Origin of the sequence: Burkholderia sp. Tr-20390, from assembly GCF_017104595.1 — a bacterium.
Lineage (GTDB): Bacteria > Pseudomonadota > Gammaproteobacteria > Burkholderiales > Burkholderiaceae > Burkholderia.
Map to the genome: position 1 here is coordinate 17,746 of NZ_JAAGPC010000097.1, position 16,672 is coordinate 34,417.

The 16,672-nt window shown below is 66.4% G+C and carries 13 protein-coding genes and 2 pseudogenes; 6 read left to right on the forward strand and 9 right to left on the reverse strand.

Features of this window, described 5'->3' with window-relative positions; translation table 11 throughout:
* Nucleotides 1–26: 26 nt before the first annotated feature.
* Genes G3N98_RS23835 through purN form a run of 3 tightly spaced genes read right to left on the reverse strand, consistent with a single transcriptional unit; the run spans nt 27 to nt 3,333 of the window.
* Nucleotides 27–1,391 (reverse strand): mechanosensitive ion channel domain-containing protein, encoded by a 1,365-nt coding sequence (locus G3N98_RS23835; protein ID WP_089426147.1) that lies wholly within the window; start codon nt 1,389–1,391, stop codon nt 27–29.
* 17 nt (nt 1,392–1,408) lie between these two features.
* Nucleotides 1,409–2,674 (reverse strand): RsmB/NOP family class I SAM-dependent RNA methyltransferase, encoded by a 1,266-nt coding sequence (locus G3N98_RS23840; RefSeq protein ID WP_011352957.1) that lies wholly within the window; start codon nt 2,672–2,674, stop codon nt 1,409–1,411.
* Nucleotides 2,671–3,333 (reverse strand): phosphoribosylglycinamide formyltransferase, encoded by a 663-nt coding sequence (purN, locus tag G3N98_RS23845; protein WP_039368183.1) that lies wholly within the window; start codon nt 3,331–3,333, stop codon nt 2,671–2,673. Before purN ends, G3N98_RS23840 begins: the two co-directional genes overlap by 4 nt.
* 123 nt (nt 3,334–3,456) lie before the next feature.
* On the opposite strand from purN, the gene G3N98_RS23850 reads away from it, so the two are divergent.
* The 5 genes from G3N98_RS23850 (at nt 3,457) to dut (ending at nt 9,675) form a co-directional block, all read left to right on the forward strand.
* The gene (locus G3N98_RS23850) at nt 3,457–4,449 is read left to right on the forward strand and encodes a bifunctional riboflavin kinase/FAD synthetase (protein WP_089431602.1); all 993 of its coding nucleotides are present in this window, start codon (nt 3,457–3,459) and stop codon (nt 4,447–4,449) included.
* Nucleotides 4,450–4,553: 104 nt separating this feature from the next.
* Nucleotides 4,554–7,391 (forward strand): isoleucine--tRNA ligase, encoded by a 2,838-nt coding sequence (gene ileS, locus G3N98_RS23855; RefSeq protein ID WP_206149389.1) that lies wholly within the window; start codon nt 4,554–4,556, stop codon nt 7,389–7,391.
* 2 nt (nt 7,392–7,393) lie between these two features.
* A complete protein-coding gene (gene lspA / locus G3N98_RS23860) occupies nt 7,394–7,894 on the forward strand; it encodes a signal peptidase II (protein WP_069248662.1) in 501 nt (166 codons plus the stop codon).
* 67 nt (nt 7,895–7,961) lie between these two features.
* On the forward strand, nt 7,962–9,173 hold the full coding sequence (gene coaBC, locus G3N98_RS23865; RefSeq protein WP_206149390.1) for a bifunctional phosphopantothenoylcysteine decarboxylase/phosphopantothenate--cysteine ligase CoaBC: 1,212 nt from the start codon (nt 7,962–7,964) through the stop codon (nt 9,171–9,173).
* 55 nt (nt 9,174–9,228) lie between these two features.
* Nucleotides 9,229–9,675 carry a dUTP diphosphatase gene (gene dut, locus G3N98_RS23870; protein WP_057926079.1) on the forward strand — a complete coding sequence of 149 codons (447 nt, stop codon included), beginning with the start codon at nt 9,229–9,231 and terminating at the stop codon, nt 9,673–9,675.
* Between the two features lie 52 nt (nt 9,676–9,727).
* Here the strand turns inward: dut and G3N98_RS23875 are convergent, their stop codons facing one another.
* From G3N98_RS23875 to clpS, 4 genes are all read right to left on the reverse strand, one after another.
* A complete protein-coding gene (locus G3N98_RS23875; RefSeq protein WP_089426152.1) occupies nt 9,728–10,498 on the reverse strand; it encodes a hypothetical protein in 771 nt (256 codons plus the stop codon).
* Between the two features lie 134 nt (nt 10,499–10,632).
* The gene (locus tag G3N98_RS23880) at nt 10,633–12,012 is read right to left on the reverse strand and encodes an amino acid permease (RefSeq protein ID WP_089431881.1); all 1,380 of its coding nucleotides are present in this window, start codon (nt 12,010–12,012) and stop codon (nt 10,633–10,635) included.
* A 104-nt stretch (nt 12,013–12,116) separates the two neighbouring features.
* Nucleotides 12,117–14,417, reverse strand: a complete 2,301-nt coding sequence (clpA, locus tag G3N98_RS23885) for an ATP-dependent Clp protease ATP-binding subunit ClpA (protein ID WP_206149391.1) — start codon at nt 14,415–14,417, stop codon at nt 12,117–12,119.
* Complete coding sequence (clpS, locus tag G3N98_RS23890; protein WP_006398529.1) at nt 14,414–14,728, reverse strand: ATP-dependent Clp protease adapter ClpS; 315 nt, start codon at nt 14,726–14,728, stop codon at nt 14,414–14,416. Before clpS ends, clpA begins: the two co-directional genes overlap by 4 nt.
* A 545-nt stretch (nt 14,729–15,273) precedes the next feature.
* Here clpS and G3N98_RS23895 point away from each other — a divergent pair.
* Complete coding sequence (locus G3N98_RS23895; RefSeq protein WP_006478030.1) at nt 15,274–15,477, forward strand: cold-shock protein; 204 nt, start codon at nt 15,274–15,276, stop codon at nt 15,475–15,477.
* A gap of 184 nt (nt 15,478–15,661) precedes the next feature.
* Here the strand turns inward: G3N98_RS23895 and G3N98_RS23900 are convergent.
* Both G3N98_RS23900 and G3N98_RS23905 read right to left on the reverse strand, forming a co-directional pair.
* Nucleotides 15,662–16,564, reverse strand: a pseudogene (locus G3N98_RS23900) (multicopper oxidase family protein); the annotation flags it as partial.
* Nucleotides 16,546–16,672, reverse strand: a pseudogene (locus G3N98_RS23905) (ketol-acid reductoisomerase); the annotation flags it as partial. The pseudogenes G3N98_RS23905 and G3N98_RS23900, both read right to left, overlap by 19 nt.

The window sequence follows — 16,672 nt, forward strand, 5'->3', positions numbered from 1 at the left end:
TCGATACGATTGACGACCGGCGCGCGTCATGCCGCCGGTGCGTGCCCGTCCACGGCGCCGTTGCCGGCCGTCACACCTGTGGCGGGAAAGGCGTCGGGCAACCCGACGACGCGCACTTCGCGCTGCGGGAACGGAATCGAAATCCCGTGCTCGCTGAACAGGCGCCAGATGTTCCGGTTCACGCTCGAACGCACGCCGGACGTGCCTTTCGCCGAATCCTCGATCCAGAAACCGAGCTCCAGGTCGATCCCGTCCGCTCCGAAACCCACCAGATACGGGGTCGGAGCAGGCTCAGCCAGCACGCGCGGTACGCCCTTGGCCGCATCGGCGAGCAGCGTGAGCGCGTGCTCGACGTCGCTCGTGTACGCGACCTGCACGGCGACCTTCGCGTAGCCGCGCGTCAGGTACGACGACTGGTTCTGCACGACGTCGGTGATCAGCTTTTCGTTCGGGATCAGCGTCTCGTTGCCGTCGAGGCCGCGCACGACCGTGTAGCGCGTGCGGATCTGCGTGACGACGCCCTGCAGGCCGCCGACGCTGATCGCGTCGCCGAGCCGCAGCGAGCGGTCGAGCAGGATGATGAAGCCCGACACGTAGTTGCTGGCGATCTTCTGCAGCCCGAAACCGAGGCCGACACCCACCGCGCCGCCGAACACGCCGAGCACCGTCACGTCGATGCCGACCAGCGACAGCCCGATCAGGATCGCCGCGAACACGAGCAGCGCGCGGCCGACCCGCGACAGCACGACCTTCAGGTTCGCGTCGAGCGTGCTCGCACGCGTGAGGCGATCCTCGAGCACCGAGCCGAGCCACATCGCGACCATCAGCGTCACGCACACCCACAGCGCGCCGGAGATCACCGACAGCAGCGTGAGATGCGCATTGGCGACACGGAACTGCACGCTGTCGAGCCAGCCGAGCACGTCACGCTGGATGCCGAGCACGGTCAGTACCATCGCGGCCCACACGACGGTCGACACGATCTTCTCGACGATCGACAGCCATGCATGCGTGTGGCCGTCGCGCGCGAACACGCGCCGCGCAAAGAAGAACAGCACGTAGATCAGCCCGATGCCGAACAGCGGCACGAGCGCGAGCGACAGCAGCGACGTCGACATGAACGGGTCGAACGCGAGTTGCGCGCCGCCCACGAACAGGCCGCCGAACAGCGGGAACAACGCGCGCTTCAGGCTTTGCGCGCCCGCGCCGGGCGCCCGTCCGGCCGCCCGGCGGCGCGCGTCGATCCGGCCGTGCACGAAGCGCGCGGCCACCCATGCGAAGCACAGCGCGCCGATGAGGATCGCCGCCTGCCAGATCATCACCGGCTGGTGGAAATCGCGGATGACCAATGCCAGCCGGTGCGACAGCAGGCGGCTCTGCAGATTCTCCATCGTCCGTCCAGCCCGCGTTACTGCGCAGCGCGCCGTTCGAGCACCGCGGCGAAGAAGCCGTCGGTCGCGTGGCGATGCGGCCACAGCGACAGGTAGTCGCCCGTCTCGAGCTCGATGCGCTGGTCGTCCAGCACCTTCTGCGCCGGCACCAGCACGAACTCGGGATGGTCGGCCAGGAACTGTTCGACGATGCGTTCGTTCTCGGCGTCGAGCACGCTGCAGGTCGCGTAGACGAGCCGGCCGCCCTTCTTCACCAGGCGCGCGGCGCTCGCGAGGATCGACGCCTGCTTCGGCGTCAGCTCGTCGATCGCGGTGCGCGTCTGGCGCCACTTCAGGTCCGGGTTGCGGCGCAGCGTGCCGAGGCCGCTGCACGGCGCATCGACCAGCACGCGGTCGATCTTGCCGGCGAGCCGCTTGATCTTCGCGTCGTGTTCGCTGTCGATCAGCACCGGGTTCACGTTCGACAGCCCGCTGCGCGCGAGGCGCGGCTTCAGCTTCGCCAGGCGCTTCTCCGACACGTCGAACGCGTAGAGGCGCCCGGTCGAGCGCATCATCGCGCCCAGCGCGAGCGTCTTGCCGCCCGCGCCCGCGCAGAAATCGACGACCATCTCGCCGCGGCGCGGCGCGACCAGCGAGCACAGCAGCTGGCTGCCTTCGTCCTGCACCTCGATCGCGCCTTCCTCGAACAGCCTCAGGCGCGTCAGCGCCGGCTTGCCGACCACGCGCACGCCGAACGGTGAAAACGGCGTCGCGCCCGCATCGATGCCTTCCGCGCGCAGCCCGTCGATGACCTGGTCACGGCTGGCCTTCTGCACGTTGGCGCGCAGGTCGAGCGGCGCCGGGTAGTTCAGCGCGGCTGCGAGCTGCGCGAGCTCGTCGGCGTCGAAACGGGCCGACAATGCCTGGTGGATCCAGTCGGGCAGGTTCGTGCGGATGCGCACCGGCAGGCTTGCCGGATCGATCTTCGACACGTGCTCGAGCCATGCGGACTCGGTGTCGGACAGGAACGGCTTCAGCGCATTGCGGCCAGCCGTCTGCATCAGGCCGAGCAGCGTGAGGCGTCGCGCAGGCGTGCCCGTGCCGCTCTCGGCGAGATGCGAAAACTCCATCTTGCGGCGCAGCACCGCGAACACGGCCTCGGCGATCACGCCGCGCTCGGCATGCCCGAGCTTCGGATGCGCGCGGAAGAACCGGCTCGTCGTCGCATCGGCGGGGCCGGCGAACTTCAGCACCTCGGCCAACAAAGTCTCGGTCTGGCCGATCAGGAATCCGTGCAGTTTCATACGCCCTCACTCGTTTCGGTATGCGGTTGATCCGCGAAAATCCAGCGCGCCTCTTCCGGCGCCACCACTGCACGGCCGTTCTCGAGGCGCAGACGCCCCTCGATGAACCAGCGCACCGCGCGCGGATACAGCACATGCTCGACCGTCAGCACACGCTGCGCGAGCGCGGCCGCGTCGTCGCCCGCGCGCACGGGCACCGCGCCCTGCGCGACGATCGCGCCGCTGTCGAGTTCGGGAATGACGAAATGCACGCTCGCGCCATGTAGCGCGACCCCCGCGTCGAGCGCCTGCTGGTGCGTGTGGATGCCCTTGAAGCTCGGCAGCAGCGACGGATGGATGTTCAGCAGCCGGCCTTCGTATCGTCTGACGAATGCGGGCGTGAGAATGCGCATGAAGCCGGCGAGGACCACGAGATCGGGCGCGAATCGGTCGATCTCGGCGGCGAGCGCCGCGTCGAAGCTGTCGCGGCCGTCGAACGACCGGTGGTCGACCACCGCCGTCGCCACCCCGTGCGACGCGGCAAATGCCAGGCCGGCCGCGTCGGGCCGGTTGGCGATCACGGCCGCAACCTCGGCCGGCCAGCGTTCCTGCGCGCACGCGCGGACGATGGCCTCCATGTTGCTGCCGCGACCGGAAATCAGGATCACGAGTTTTTTCATCCGCGAATTTTACCATTCGCCCCCGCGTTTCCCCCCTTCTCGGCCGCCGGCCCGCCCGAACGTTTATAATCTTCTGCTTTGCGGCATCCCACCGCCCATTCCCCCGACGCTGCATCCGCTATCGTGAAAGTCTTCCGCGGCCTGCCCAACGCCGAGAGCCGCGCCCCGTGCGCGCTGACGATCGGCAACTTCGACGGTGTCCATCGCGGCCACCAGGCCCTGCTCGCGCGCGTGCGCGCGGCAGCGGACGCACGCGGCCTGCCCGTGTGCGTGATGACGTTCGAACCGCACCCGCGCGAATTCTTCAACCCGGCCGGCGCGCCGCCGCGCATCGCGATGCTGCGCGACAAGCTCGAGGCGCTGCGCGATCACGGCGTCGACCGCGTGGTCGTCGAGCACTTCAACCACACGTTCGCGAGCCAGTCGCCGCAGGCGTTCGTCGAACGCACGCTGGTGAACGGGCTGCACACGCGCTGGATGATGGTCGGCGACGATTTCTGCTACGGCGCGAAACGCGCGGGCACCTTCGACACGCTGCAGGCAGCCGGCGCGCAGTACGGCTTCGAGGTCGAGCAGATGGGTACGGTGGCCGGCAGCGACGGCACGCGCATCTCGAGCTCGGGCGTGCGCGCCGCGCTCACGGCCGGCGATCTCGATGCGGCCGCGCAGGCGCTCGGCCATGGCTATGCGATCAGCGGCCACGTCGCGCACGGGCTGAAGCTCGGCCGCGACCTCGGCTTCCCGACGCTGAACCTGCCGATCGCACACAAGCGGCCGGCGCTCTCGGGCATCTTCGTCGTGCAGGTGCACGGCCTCGGCCCCGCCCCGCTGCCGGGCGTCGCGAGCCTCGGCCTGCGCCCGACCGTCGACGATTCGGGCCGCGTGCTGCTCGAAGTCCACCTGCTCGACTGGCACGGCGATGCCTATGGCAAGCTCATCCGCGTCGAATTCCTGAAGAAGCTGCGCGACGAGGCGAAATTCGACGATCTCGAGGCGCTGTCGCGCGCGATCGCGCTGGACGTCGCGAATGCGCGTGCGTACTTCATCGAACGCGACCGTGCGCCGGGCAGCCGCGCCACGGGCTTCGCGACGTCGGCCACCGACCGAATTAGCTGATCCGGACGGCGGCGCCCCGCGCCGCACCCTCGCGCCGCTCTCTTGCGCGCATCCCCGATTCACGACGCTCGCGCGTCCCCCGAGATTGAGATAGCGATTCCATCATGAGCAACAAGAAAGCCGATTCGAAACCGCAGGCCAAGTATCCGGTCAACCTGCTCGACACGCCGTTCCCGATGCGCGGCGACCTGCCCAAGCGCGAGCCGCAGTGGGTCAAGGAATGGGAAGAGCGCGGCATCTACGAGAAGATCCGCGCGGCCAGCGCCGGCCGGCCGAAGTTCATCCTGCACGACGGCCCGCCGTATGCGAACGGCGACATCCACCTCGGCCACGCCGTCAACAAGATCCTGAAGGACATCGTCGTCAAGTCGCGCAACATGGCCGGCTTCGACGCGCCGTACGTGCCGGGCTGGGATTGCCACGGGATGCCGATCGAGATCCAGATCGAGAAGCAGTTCGGCAAGTCGCTGCCGGCGGCCGAAGTGATGAGCAAGGCGCGCACGTACGCGACCGAGCAGATCGAGAAGCAGAAGGTCGGCTTCAAGCGTCTGGGCGTGCTCGGCGACTGGGCCAACCCGTACAAGACGATGAACTTCGTCAACGAGGCGGAAGAGCTCCGCGCGCTCGGCAAGATCATCGAGAAGGGCTACGTGTATCGCGGGCTGAAGCCGGTGAACTGGTGCTTCGACTGCGGCTCGGCGCTCGCGGAAGCGGAAGTCGAGTACAAGGACCGCACCGATCCGACGATCGACGTGATGTTCGCGTTCGCGGAACCGGAAAAGACCGCGCAGGCGTTCGGCCTGCCGGCGCTGCCGCGCGCCGAAGGCGGCATCGTGATCTGGACCACCACGCCGTGGACGATCCCGGCGAACCAGGCGCTGAACCTCCATCCGGAAATCGTCTACGCGCTGATCGACACCGAGCGCGGGCTGCTGATCATCGCGGAAGAGCGCGTCGAAGCATGCATGACCGACTTCAAGCTGACCGGCCGCGTCGTGGCAACCGCGCCGGGCGTGAAGCTCGCGGGCCTGCGCTTCCACCACCCGCTCGCGTCGGCTCACCCCGGCTACAAGCGCACCGCACCCGTGTACCTCGGCGACTACGTGACGACCGACACGGGTACCGGCGTCGTGCACTCGTCGCCCGCGTACGGCATCGAGGACTTCCAGTCGTGCAAGGCGCACGGGATGACCGACTCGGACATCATCAACCCGGTGATGGGCGACGGCCGCTATATCGAATCGCTGCCGCTGTTCGGCGGCCTGTCGATCTGGGACGCGAACCCGAAGGTCGTCGACGCGCTGAACGCGGCCGGCTCGCTGCTGCGCAGCGAGCACTACAAGCACAGCTACATGCACTGCTGGCGCCACAAGACGGCGATCATCTACCGCGCGACGTCGCAGTGGTTCGCCGGCATGGACATGACACCGCGCGACGGCGGCAAGACGCTGCGCGAAACCGCGCTGGAAGGCATCGACGCGACCGCGTTCTACCCGTCGTGGGGCAAGCAGCGCCTGTTCAGCATGATCGCGAACCGTCCTGACTGGACGCTGTCGCGCCAGCGCCAGTGGGGCGTGCCGATGGCGTTCTTCGTGCACAAGGAAACCGGCGAGCTGCATCCGCGCACGCTCGAGCTGCTCGAGGAAGTCGCGAAGCGCGTCGAGCAGTCGGGCATCGAGGCGTGGCAGACGCTCGACCCGCGCGAGCTGATCGGCGACGACGCGAACCTGTACGAAAAGAACCGCGACACGCTCGACGTGTGGTTCGATTCGGGCACGACGCACTGGCACGTGCTGCGCGGCTCGCACAAGGATCAGCTGCAGTTCCCGGCCGACCTCTACCTCGAAGGCTCGGACCAGCACCGCGGCTGGTTCCACTCGTCGCTGCTCACGGCGTCGATGATCGACGGCCGCGCGCCGTACAAGGGCCTGCTCACGCACGGCTTCACGGTCGACGGCGAAGGCCGCAAGATGAGCAAGTCGCTCGGCAACGGCATCGACCCGCACGAAGTCGCGAACCGTCTCGGCGCGGAAATCATCCGCCTGTGGATCGCGTCGACCGACTACTCGGGCGAGCTCGCGATCTCCGAGGAAATCCTGAAGCGCGTGACCGAAGGCTATCGCCGCATCCGCAACACGCTGCGTTTCCTGCTCGCGAACCTGTCGGACTTCGACTTCGCGCAGCACGCGGTGCCGGTCGACGAATGGCTCGAGATCGACCGCTATGCGGTCGCGTTCTCGCAGCAGCTTCAGACTGAGCTGCTCGGCCACTACGAGAAGTACGAATTCCATCCGGTCGTCGCGAAGCTGCAGACGTACTGCTCCGAAGATCTCGGCGGCTTCTACCTCGACGTGCTGAAGGACCGCCTGTACACGAGCGCGGCCGATTCGCGCGCACGCCGCTCCGCGCAGACGGCGCTGTACCACCTGACGCACGGCCTGCTGCGCGTGCTCGCACCGTTCCTGTCGTTCACGGCGGAAGAAGCGTGGAAGGTGTTCCAGCCGGCCAGCGACACGATCTTCACGGAAACCTACTACGCGTATCCGGAAGTCGACGGCTCGGCCGCGCTGATCGAGAAGTGGGCGCTGCTGCGCGAGGTGCGCGGCAACGTGACGAAGGCGCTCGAGGAAGCACGCACCGCGAACCGCATCGGTTCGTCGCTGCAGGCCGAAGTCGCGGTGCACGCGAGCGGCGCACGCTACGACGCGCTCACGAGCCTCGGCGACGATCTGAAGTTCGTGCTGATCACGTCGGCCGCGACGGTCGTCAAGGTCGACGATGAAGCGCAGGAAAGCGTCGACGTGGCTGCGTCGAAGTACCAGAAGTGCGAGCGCTGCTGGCACTACCGCGAAGATGTCGGCGCGCATGCCGATCATCCGACGCTGTGCGGCCGCTGCTTCTCCAACCTGTTCGAAAACGGCGAAATCCGGAGCGCTGCTTAACCATGGCGAAAACCCTGTCGAAGCCAGCCAGCGGCGCGCTTGCGCCCTGGCTCGGCATTTCGCTGATCGTGATCCTGTTCGACCAGTTGTCGAAGATCGCGATCCTGAAGACGTTCGCGTACGGCGCGCAGCACGAGTTGACGTCGTTCTTCAACCTCGTGCTGGTGTACAACCGCGGCGCCGCGTTCGGCTTCCTGTCGACCGCAGGCGGCTGGCAGCGCTGGGCGTTCACCGCGCTCGGCATCGCCGCGACGCTCGTGATCTGCTTCCTGCTGAAGCGTCACGGCCAGCAGCGGCTGTTCAGCCTGTCGCTCGCGATGATCCTCGGCGGCGCACTCGGCAACGTGATCGACCGGCTCGTCTACGGCCACGTGATCGACTTCCTCGATTTCCATCTCGGCGCCTGGCACTTCCCGGCGTTCAACCTCGCCGATTCCGCGATCACGGTCGGCGCGGTGCTGCTGATCTACGACGAACTGCGTCGCGTGCGCGGCTCGCGCTAAACGCGCATACTCGGCGTCGACGGCCGGCTTCGCGCCGGCCGTTCCGTTTGACCCTTGGAGGCCTGAGTTGGCACACGCAGAACTCGCAGGAAAACACCTCGTTCTCGGCCTGACGGGCGGCATCGCCTGCTACAAGATCGCCGAGCTCACGCGGCTGCTCGTGAAGGCCGGCGCGACCGTGCAGGTCGCGATGACCGAAGCCGCCACCCAGTTCATCACGCCCGTCACGATGCAGGCGCTGTCGGGCCGCCCCGTCTACACGAGCCAGTGGGACGCGCGCGTCGACAACAACATGGCGCACATCGACCTGTCGCGCGAAGCCGATGCGATCGTGATCGCGCCCGCGTCGACGGATTTCCTCGCGAAGCTCGCGCACGGGTTCGCGGACGATTTGCTGTCGACGCTGTGCGTCGCGCGCGATTGCCCGCTGCTCGTCGTTCCCGCGATGAACCGCCAGATGTGGCAGAACCCGGCCACGCAGCGCAACGCCGCGCAACTGCGCGCGGATGGTGTATCGGTACTCGGCCCGGATTCGGGCGCGCAGGCGTGCGGCGAAGTCGGCGACGGCCGCATGCTCGAGCCCGAGGCGATCTACGAAGCGATCGTCGCGCACTTCGCGGCGAAGGTGCTCGCGCACCGGCGCGTGCTGATCACGGCCGGCCCGACGTTCGAACCGCTCGACCCGGTGCGCGGCCTCACGAACCGCTCGAGCGGCAAGATGGGCTTCGCGCTCGCGCGCGCCGCGCAGCAGGCCGGCGCCGACGTGCATCTCGTCGCGGGGCCGGTGGCGCTCGACACGCCGTGGGGCGTCTACCGCCAGGACGTGCAGACGGCGCAGCAGATGTACGACGCGGTCATGCATGCGGTCGCCGATGCCGACATCTTCATCGCGGTGGCTGCCGTCGCCGACTGGCGCGTCGCCCAGCCGGCCGAGCACAAGATGAAGAAGACGGCCGACCGCAAGATGCCCGAGCTCGCGTTCGTCGAGAACCCCGACATCCTCGCATCGGTCGCGGCGCTGCCCGATCCGCCGTTTTGCGTCGGCTTCGCGGCCGAAAGCGGCGACCTCGACGTGCACGGCGACGAGAAGCGCAAGCGCAAGAACGTGCCGCTGCTGGTCGGCAACCTCGGCCCGCTAACGTTCGGTCGCGACGACAACGAAGTCGTGCTGTTCGAGGCCGCCGGCCTCACGCGCCTGCCGCGCGCACCGAAGGACGAACTCGCGCACACGCTCGTCGCGGAAATCGCGAAGCGCCTGCCCGACAACCGCCTGATCTGATCTCCCGCGCGGCGGCCGTTGCCGCCGCGCCCTTCCCGACTCATCCGACGACCGCATGAAACTCGACCTGAAGATTCTCGACGCGCGCATGCGCGACTACCTGCCCGCCTACGCAACCACCGGCAGCGCGGGCCTCGACCTGCGTGCGTGCCTCGATGCACCGGTCACGCTGCAGCCCGGCGAGACGACGCTCGTGCCGACCGGCCTCGCGATCCATCTCGCCGATCCCGGCTACGCGGCGCTGATCCTGCCGCGCTCGGGCCTCGGCCACAAGCACGGCATCGTGCTCGGCAACCTCGTCGGCCTGATCGATTCCGACTACCAGGGCCAGCTGATGGTCTCGACGTGGAACCGCGGCCAGACCGAGTTCGTGCTGAATCCGTTCGAGCGGCTCGCCCAGCTCGTGATCGTGCCGGTCGTGCAGGCGCAGTTCAACATCGTCGACGACTTCGCGCAAAGCGATCGTGGCGAGGGCGGCTTCGGCAGCACCGGCCGCCACTGAACGACGCAACGAAAAAAGGGGCCTCGCGGCCCCTTTTTCCATTCCTTCGCCGTCATTCCTCGACGGATTGTGCGATCCGCGCGGGCGCCAGGTCGCGCTGCCGCGATTGCGCCACGATCGCATAGATCACCATCGCGACCAGCACGCCGAGCAGCACGGCCGACGAGCCGATCGTGCCGAGCGCGAGGCCGCCCTTCGCCACCGGCTTCGTCAACAGGTCGCCGACCGTCGCGCCGAACGGGCGCGTGAGCACGAACGCGGCCCAGAACAGCAGCACGCCGGAGATCCGCGTGAAATAGTGCGCCAGCACGATCACCGCGAGCAGCCCGCCGATCAGCAGCGCGCCGCCACCGAAGCCGAGCCCCGAACTGTCCGCGAGGAAGTCACCGAGGGCCGTGCCGAGCGTGTTCGAGAACAGGATCGCGATCCAGTACAGCAGTTCGACCTTGCGCGTGCGGATCAGGTCGACCGACAGCGATTCGCCGCTGAGGCGCCACACGGCGAAGATCGCCAGCAGGATCGCGACGAGAATCGACGAGCCGGCCGCATAGCCGAGGCCGAGCGTGCGATCCATGAAGTCGGACATCGTCGTGCCGGCCGTACTCGTCGCGACGATCACGGCCCAGTAGATCGCCGGGCGATAGCGTGTCGTCCTGAGCTGCGCGCCCAGTGTCACGAGAAAGAAGCCGAACAGCAGGATGGAGCTCACCGCGTAGCCGACGTTCAGCGTCATCGACAGCAGGTCGCCGCCGGTTTCGCCGAGCGTCGTCGCGCAGATCTTCATGATCCAGAACGCGAGCGTGATTTCGGGAAGTTTGTTCATTCGAACCCCTTTTGCAGGAAAGCGGCAGGCCGGCGCGTGCCGGCCTGCCTTGCAGACAGGATCGAATGTAGTCGCCGCAGGCTTAACGCAACCTTAGCGAACGGGGAATCGGTGGGGCAGCCGCGCCCTGACCCTCAACGCGCGTGCTGGTGCCGGTAATGCAGCGCGTACGCGAGCGTGAGCAGCACAACGAACACGACGCCGACCACCATCGTCATCCGGAATTCGCGCGTGAACGCAGTCGTGAACAGGATCGCCGCGACGAGGCCCGCGCCGAGCAGGCTGCCGAACGGGTGTCCCCACATCCGGAACGCGAGCGCGGGGCCGCGATAGCGCGCACGGAAGCGCAGGTGCGTGACGAAGATCATCAGCCACGTGAACAGTGCGCCGAACATCGCGATCGCCATCATCACGGTGAAAGCGGTGTCGGGCGCCAGCGCGACCAGCACGGCCGCAACCGCGACGCCGCTCGTCGAGATCCACAGCGCCGCGCGCGGCACGCCGTTCGTGCCGAGCCGGCCGAACACCGCGGGCGCGAGCCGCGCACGCGACAGGCTGAACATCATCCGCGTCGTCACGTACAGCTGGCTGTTCATCGCCGACAGCGCCGCGATCAACAGCACGAAGTTGATCACGCCTGCCGCGTACGGCACATGAGTCGCGGCCATCACCTTCACGAACGGGCTTTCGTCGGTGCCGGCCTGCGTCCACGGCACGATCGCGAGCATCAGCGACAGCGTCAGCAGGTAGAACAGCACGAGCCGGAACACGGTCGAGCGGAACGCACGCGTGACCGCGTGCTGCGGATCGCGCGCCTCGCCGGCCGCGATCGCGACGGCTTCGATGCTCATGTAGCTGAAGATCGCGACGATCACCGCGACCCAGGTGCCCCACGGCCCCTTCGGCATGAAGCCGCCGTGCGCGGTGTAGTTCGCGAAACCGACGCCCGATGCGGCCGGCGCCGACCACACGAGATAGGCGCCGAGCACGATGAACACGACGATCGCCGCGATCTTCAGCAGCGAGAACGCGTATTCGACCGTGCCGTACAGCGTGACGCTCGCGAGGTTCACGGCGATCAGCAGCGCGGAGAAGCCGATCACCCAGTACCAGCCGGGCACCGCCGGGAACCAGTACTTCATGAACACGGCGATCGCGCTGATCTCGGTGCCGATCGCGAACACGACCGCGAACCAGTACGCATAGCGCACCAGGAAACCCGCCAGCGGGCCGACATAGTGCTCGGCATACGCGCCGAACGAGCCGGCCGTCGGATGGGCGACCGTCATTTCCGCGAGCGCGCCCATCAGCAGCAGCGCGATCAGCGCGCCGATCGCATACGAGACCAGCACGCTCGGGCCGGCGAGCCCGATCGCGAACCCGCTGCCGAGGAACAGCCCCGTGCCGATCGCGCCGCCGATCGCGATCATCGCCATCTGCCCAGACGTCAGCGCATGGCGCAAACCCTGTTCGCGCGCGACGATGTCGTCGAACGTCCGTTGTTGTTGTGTCACTGCGTTGCCACTCCCCTGCACCACCATCGCGCCGCCGGCGCCAGATAAAACGAAACGGCGCGGAAAACATCCCGCGCCGTTCGCATGAACTACCCGATTATCGCTTACTCGACTTCGACCGCCTCTTCGTTCGGCTTGTGCGGCGGGTTCCCGAGCTTGTCGAACGACAACTGCACCTTGTCGCCTTCGTCGACGTCGACCGTCACGTGACCGCCGTTCAACAGCTTGCCGAACAGCAGTTCGTCGGCCAGCGCACGGCGGATCGTGTCCTGGATCAGCCGCTGCATCGGCCGCGCGCCCATCAGCGGGTCGAAGCCGTGCTTCGCGAGATGCTTGCGCAACGCGTCGGTGAAGAGCGCGTCGACCTTCTTCTCGTGCAGCTGTTCCTCGAGCTGGATCAGGAACTTGTCGACCACGCGCATGATGATTTCCTCATCGAGCGAGCGGAAGCTGATGATCGAATCCAGCCGGTTGCGGAACTCCGGCGTGAACAGGCGCTTGATGTCGGTCATCTCGTCGCCCGTTTCACGGCGCGTCGTGAAGCCGATCGTCGCCTTCTGCATCGACTCGGCGCCCGCGTTCGTCGTCATGATGATGATGACGTTGCGGAAATCCGCCTTGCGGCCGTTGTTGTCCGTCAGCGTGCCGTGATCCATCACCTGCAGCAGCACGTTGAAGATGTCCGGATGCGCCTTCTCGATTTCGTCGAGCAGCAGCACGCAGTGCGGCTTCTTCGTGACGGCTTCGGTCAGCAGGCCGCCCTGGTCGAACCCGACGTAGCCCGGCGGCGCGCCGATCAGGCGGCTCACCGCGTGACGCTCCATGTATTCCGACATGTCGAAGCGGATCAGCTCGATGCCGAGCGTGAACGCGAGCTGGCGCGCCACCTCGGTCTTGCCGACGCCCGTCGGGCCGGAGAACAGGAACGCGCCGATCGGCTTGTCCATCTTGCCGAGGCCCGCGCGCGCCATCTTGATCGAGGCAGCCAGCGCATCGATCGCCGGATCCTGGCCGAACACGACGCTCTTCAGGTCGCGGTCGAGCGTCTGCAGCTTGCTGCGATCGTCCTGCGATACGCTCTGCGGCGGCACGCGCGCGATCTTCGAGATGATTTCCTCGATCTCGCTCTTGCCGATCGTCTTCTTCTGCTTCGACTTCGGCAGGATGCGCTGGGCGGCGCCCGCTTCGTCGATCACGTCGATCGCCTTGTCCGGCAGGTGACGGTCGGTGATGAAGCGCGCCGACAGTTCGGCCGCGGCCGACAGCGCACCCGACGAATACTTGACGCCGTGATGCTCCTCGAAGCGCGACTTCAGCCCGCGCAGGATCGCGACCGTCTGCTCGACGGTCGGCTCCGTCACGTCGACCTTCTGGAAGCGCCGCGACAGGGCCGCGTCCTTCTCGAAGATGCCGCGATACTCGGTGAACGTGGTCGCGCCGATGCACTTGAGCACGCCCGACGACAGCGCCGGCTTCAACAGGTTCGACGCATCGAGCGTGCCGCCCGACGCGGCGCCCGCGCCGATCAGCGTATGGATCTCGTCGATGAACAGGATCGCGTGCGGACGCTCCTTCAGCTCCTTCAGCACCGTCTTCAGACGTTGCTCGAAGTCGCCGCGGTACTTGGTGCCCGCGAGCAACGCGCCCATGTCGAGCGAGTAGACCTGCGCGTTCGCGAGGATGTCCGGCACTTCGCCGCGCGTGATGCGATAGGCGAGCCCTTCCGCGATCGCGGTCTTGCCGACGCCGGCCTCGCCGACGAGCAGCGGATTGTTCTTGCGGCGGCGGCACAGCACCTGGACCACGCGCTCGACCTCGGGCTCGCGACCGATCAGCGGATCGATGCGGCCGTCCTTCGCCATCTGGTTCAGGTTCTGCGTGAATTGCGCGAGCGGGGTTTCCTTCTGCGCATTCGCGTCTTCGCCTTCCGCGTTCGCGTCGGCCGACTTCGCGGCTTCGCCGCTGTTCGTCTTCGCGATGCCGTGCGAAATGAAGTTCACGACGTCGAGGCGCGTGACGCCCTGCTGCTGCAGGTAGTACACGGCATGCGAATCCTTCTCGCCGAAGATCGCGACCAGCACGTTCGCGCCGGTCACTTCCTTCTTGCCGTTCGACGTCGACTGGACGTGCATGATCGCGCGCTGGATCACGCGCTGGAAACCGAGCGTCGGCTGGGTATCGACATCGTCGGTACCCGGGACGGTAGGTGTGTTGTCGTGGATGAAATTGCGCAGGTTCTGACGCAAGTCCTCGATGTTTGCCGCGCACGCGCGCAACACCTCGGCTGCCGTCGGATTATCCAGCAGAGCCAGCAGCAAATGCTCGACCGTAATGAACTCATGGCGCGCCTGGCGTGCTTCCATGAACGCCATGTGCAGGCTGACTTCCAATTCCTGGGCAATCATGCTTCCTCCATCACGCACTGCAGCGGATGCCCGGCCTGCCGCGCATGGGTAACGACTTGCTCAACCTTGGTCGACGCGATGTCCCGCGTATAGACCCCACAAACCCCTCGCCCTTCGCGATGGACCTTCAGCATGATCTGCGTGGCCGTCTCGCGATCCTTCTTGAAATACTCCTGGACCACCATCACGACGAATTCCATCGGCGTGAAGTCGTCGTTCAGCAGCACCACCTTGTACATCGAAGGCGGCTTGAGCTTCTGCTGCTTGCGTTCCAGGACGGTGCTGTCCTGCTTGTCCGGGATAATCGCCATACACCCATTCTAAACAACTCGGACAGGCCCGCAATCCTGCCATTACCCGACCGACCGGCCGGCGCCCTCCCCGGAATCCCGGAACACGCGATCTTCTTCGTGCCATACGAAAGCCGGCTGCGGTGCCGGCTTTCACGCGTGGCGCGGAACACGAACCGTCAGGGGAACCGCACCGGAACGTCGTGTCCGCATCCAGTATCCCACAAGCCGGGACGACTCGAACGCGTGTCACTCGAGCCTGGTATATGAGCCGATTATGCGGCTTTTCAAGACCTCGCGCTTGGCCGCGTGCTGCCAAGCAAAGCCGGAAAAACCCTGAAAATGGGTTCTTTACAACGTCCCTCTAAACGTCTAAAAATTCCACTTGACACTCCAATAAAGAGCGCCAACAATCAAGCTGGCACTTTTTTCAATTTGCCGGTTGGCAAAATGAAAGAGGCCGAGGTGAGCTTGTGAGGGGGGAACGGCTGCGTTTTTCAGGTCGTTTAGCTTTTCGAGCGTGCTCGTGGTAAGTAGCAGCGACTGTGTGACAGGGGAAGTAGGAAATGGCAACTGGTATCGTTAAGTGGTTCAACGACGCGAAGGGCTTCGGTTTCATCACTCCCGATGAGGGCGGTGAGGATCTGTTTGCGCACTTCTCGGCTATCACCATGAATGGCTTCAAGACGCTGAAGGAAGGCCAGAAGGTGAGCTTTGACGTCGTTCAAGGACCGAAGGGCAAGCAAGCGTCGAACATCCAGGCCGCATAAGGCATCGGATATCAGACGAAGAAACCCGGCGCATGGTTTGCGCCGGGTTTCTTTATTTGAGGCCGGCCAATCGATAATCGATTGGCCGGCCTTTTCGTTCAATCCCGATAATTGAACACACATTGTCTTGTCACGCGCGCAGATCGGATACTCATCCCGCGCGTGAAACATAATCACCGCCTCGTTACACGACCTTCAGCGTGCCCATCATGCCGAGATCCTCGTGTTCGAGAATGTGGCAATGAAACATGCGCTCTCCAGGCATGTCTTGCGTGACGAGAATCGTCACGGTTTCGCCGCTGCGCACGTTCACCGTATCGCGCCATGCACGGAACGGTTCGCTCGTGCGCGAACCGCCCGATTCGCGCTCGATCACCTGGAACTGCGTGCCATGCAGGTGGAACGGGTGATCCATGTCGGTGCCATTGCGGATCGTCCAGCGCTCGACGTCGCCACGGCGGCTCGTCAGCGTCGCGCGATGCGGCGCGTAGGTGTCGCCGTTGATCGTGAAGCGCATGCCCGCCGGACGGCCGTGCGCCGCGCCCTTCATCATCGCGTCCATGTCCATCTCTTCGCCGAACTCGACCGTCTTGTGCGCGACCGGCTCGCCCAGCGACGGCACCGCGCGCAGGGTCGCCGGCAGCGCACGTGCGGCGGCCGGCGCGAATGCGACGTCGGCCAGCGCCAGCGCCGGATCGGGCGGCAGGCTGCCGTGTCCGTCATCGTGCGACATCGACATCTTGCGGCGGTCGTATTCGGCCGCCTGCAGCACGGCGCGCGACGCCCGGTCGCCGGCGCGGACCAGCAGCTCCGCCCGTTCTCCCGGCGCGATCAACAGCGACGTGACGCGGCGCGGCGCGTCAAACAGGCCGCCGTCGGTGCCCGCATGCTCGAACGCGCGGCCGTCGTCGAACGCGACGCGCAAATAGCGCGCGCTGCACGCGTTCCACACGCGCCAGCGCTCGTCGCCCGCGACGTCGATCCGCGGCCGGCGGGCGCCGTTGACCAGCACGAACTGGCCCTCGCGGCCGTTCATCCAGTCCATCATGTCGTTCGGTGCAATCGTGCCATCGCGCGCAGCTTCGAGCCGACTTGCTCGATCTGGTGCTCGGCCGTCAGGCGGCGGCGCGACTGCAGCGTCGGCGCACCTGCCTTGTTCTCGAGAATGAAGCTCTTCGCGTACTCGCCCGTCTGG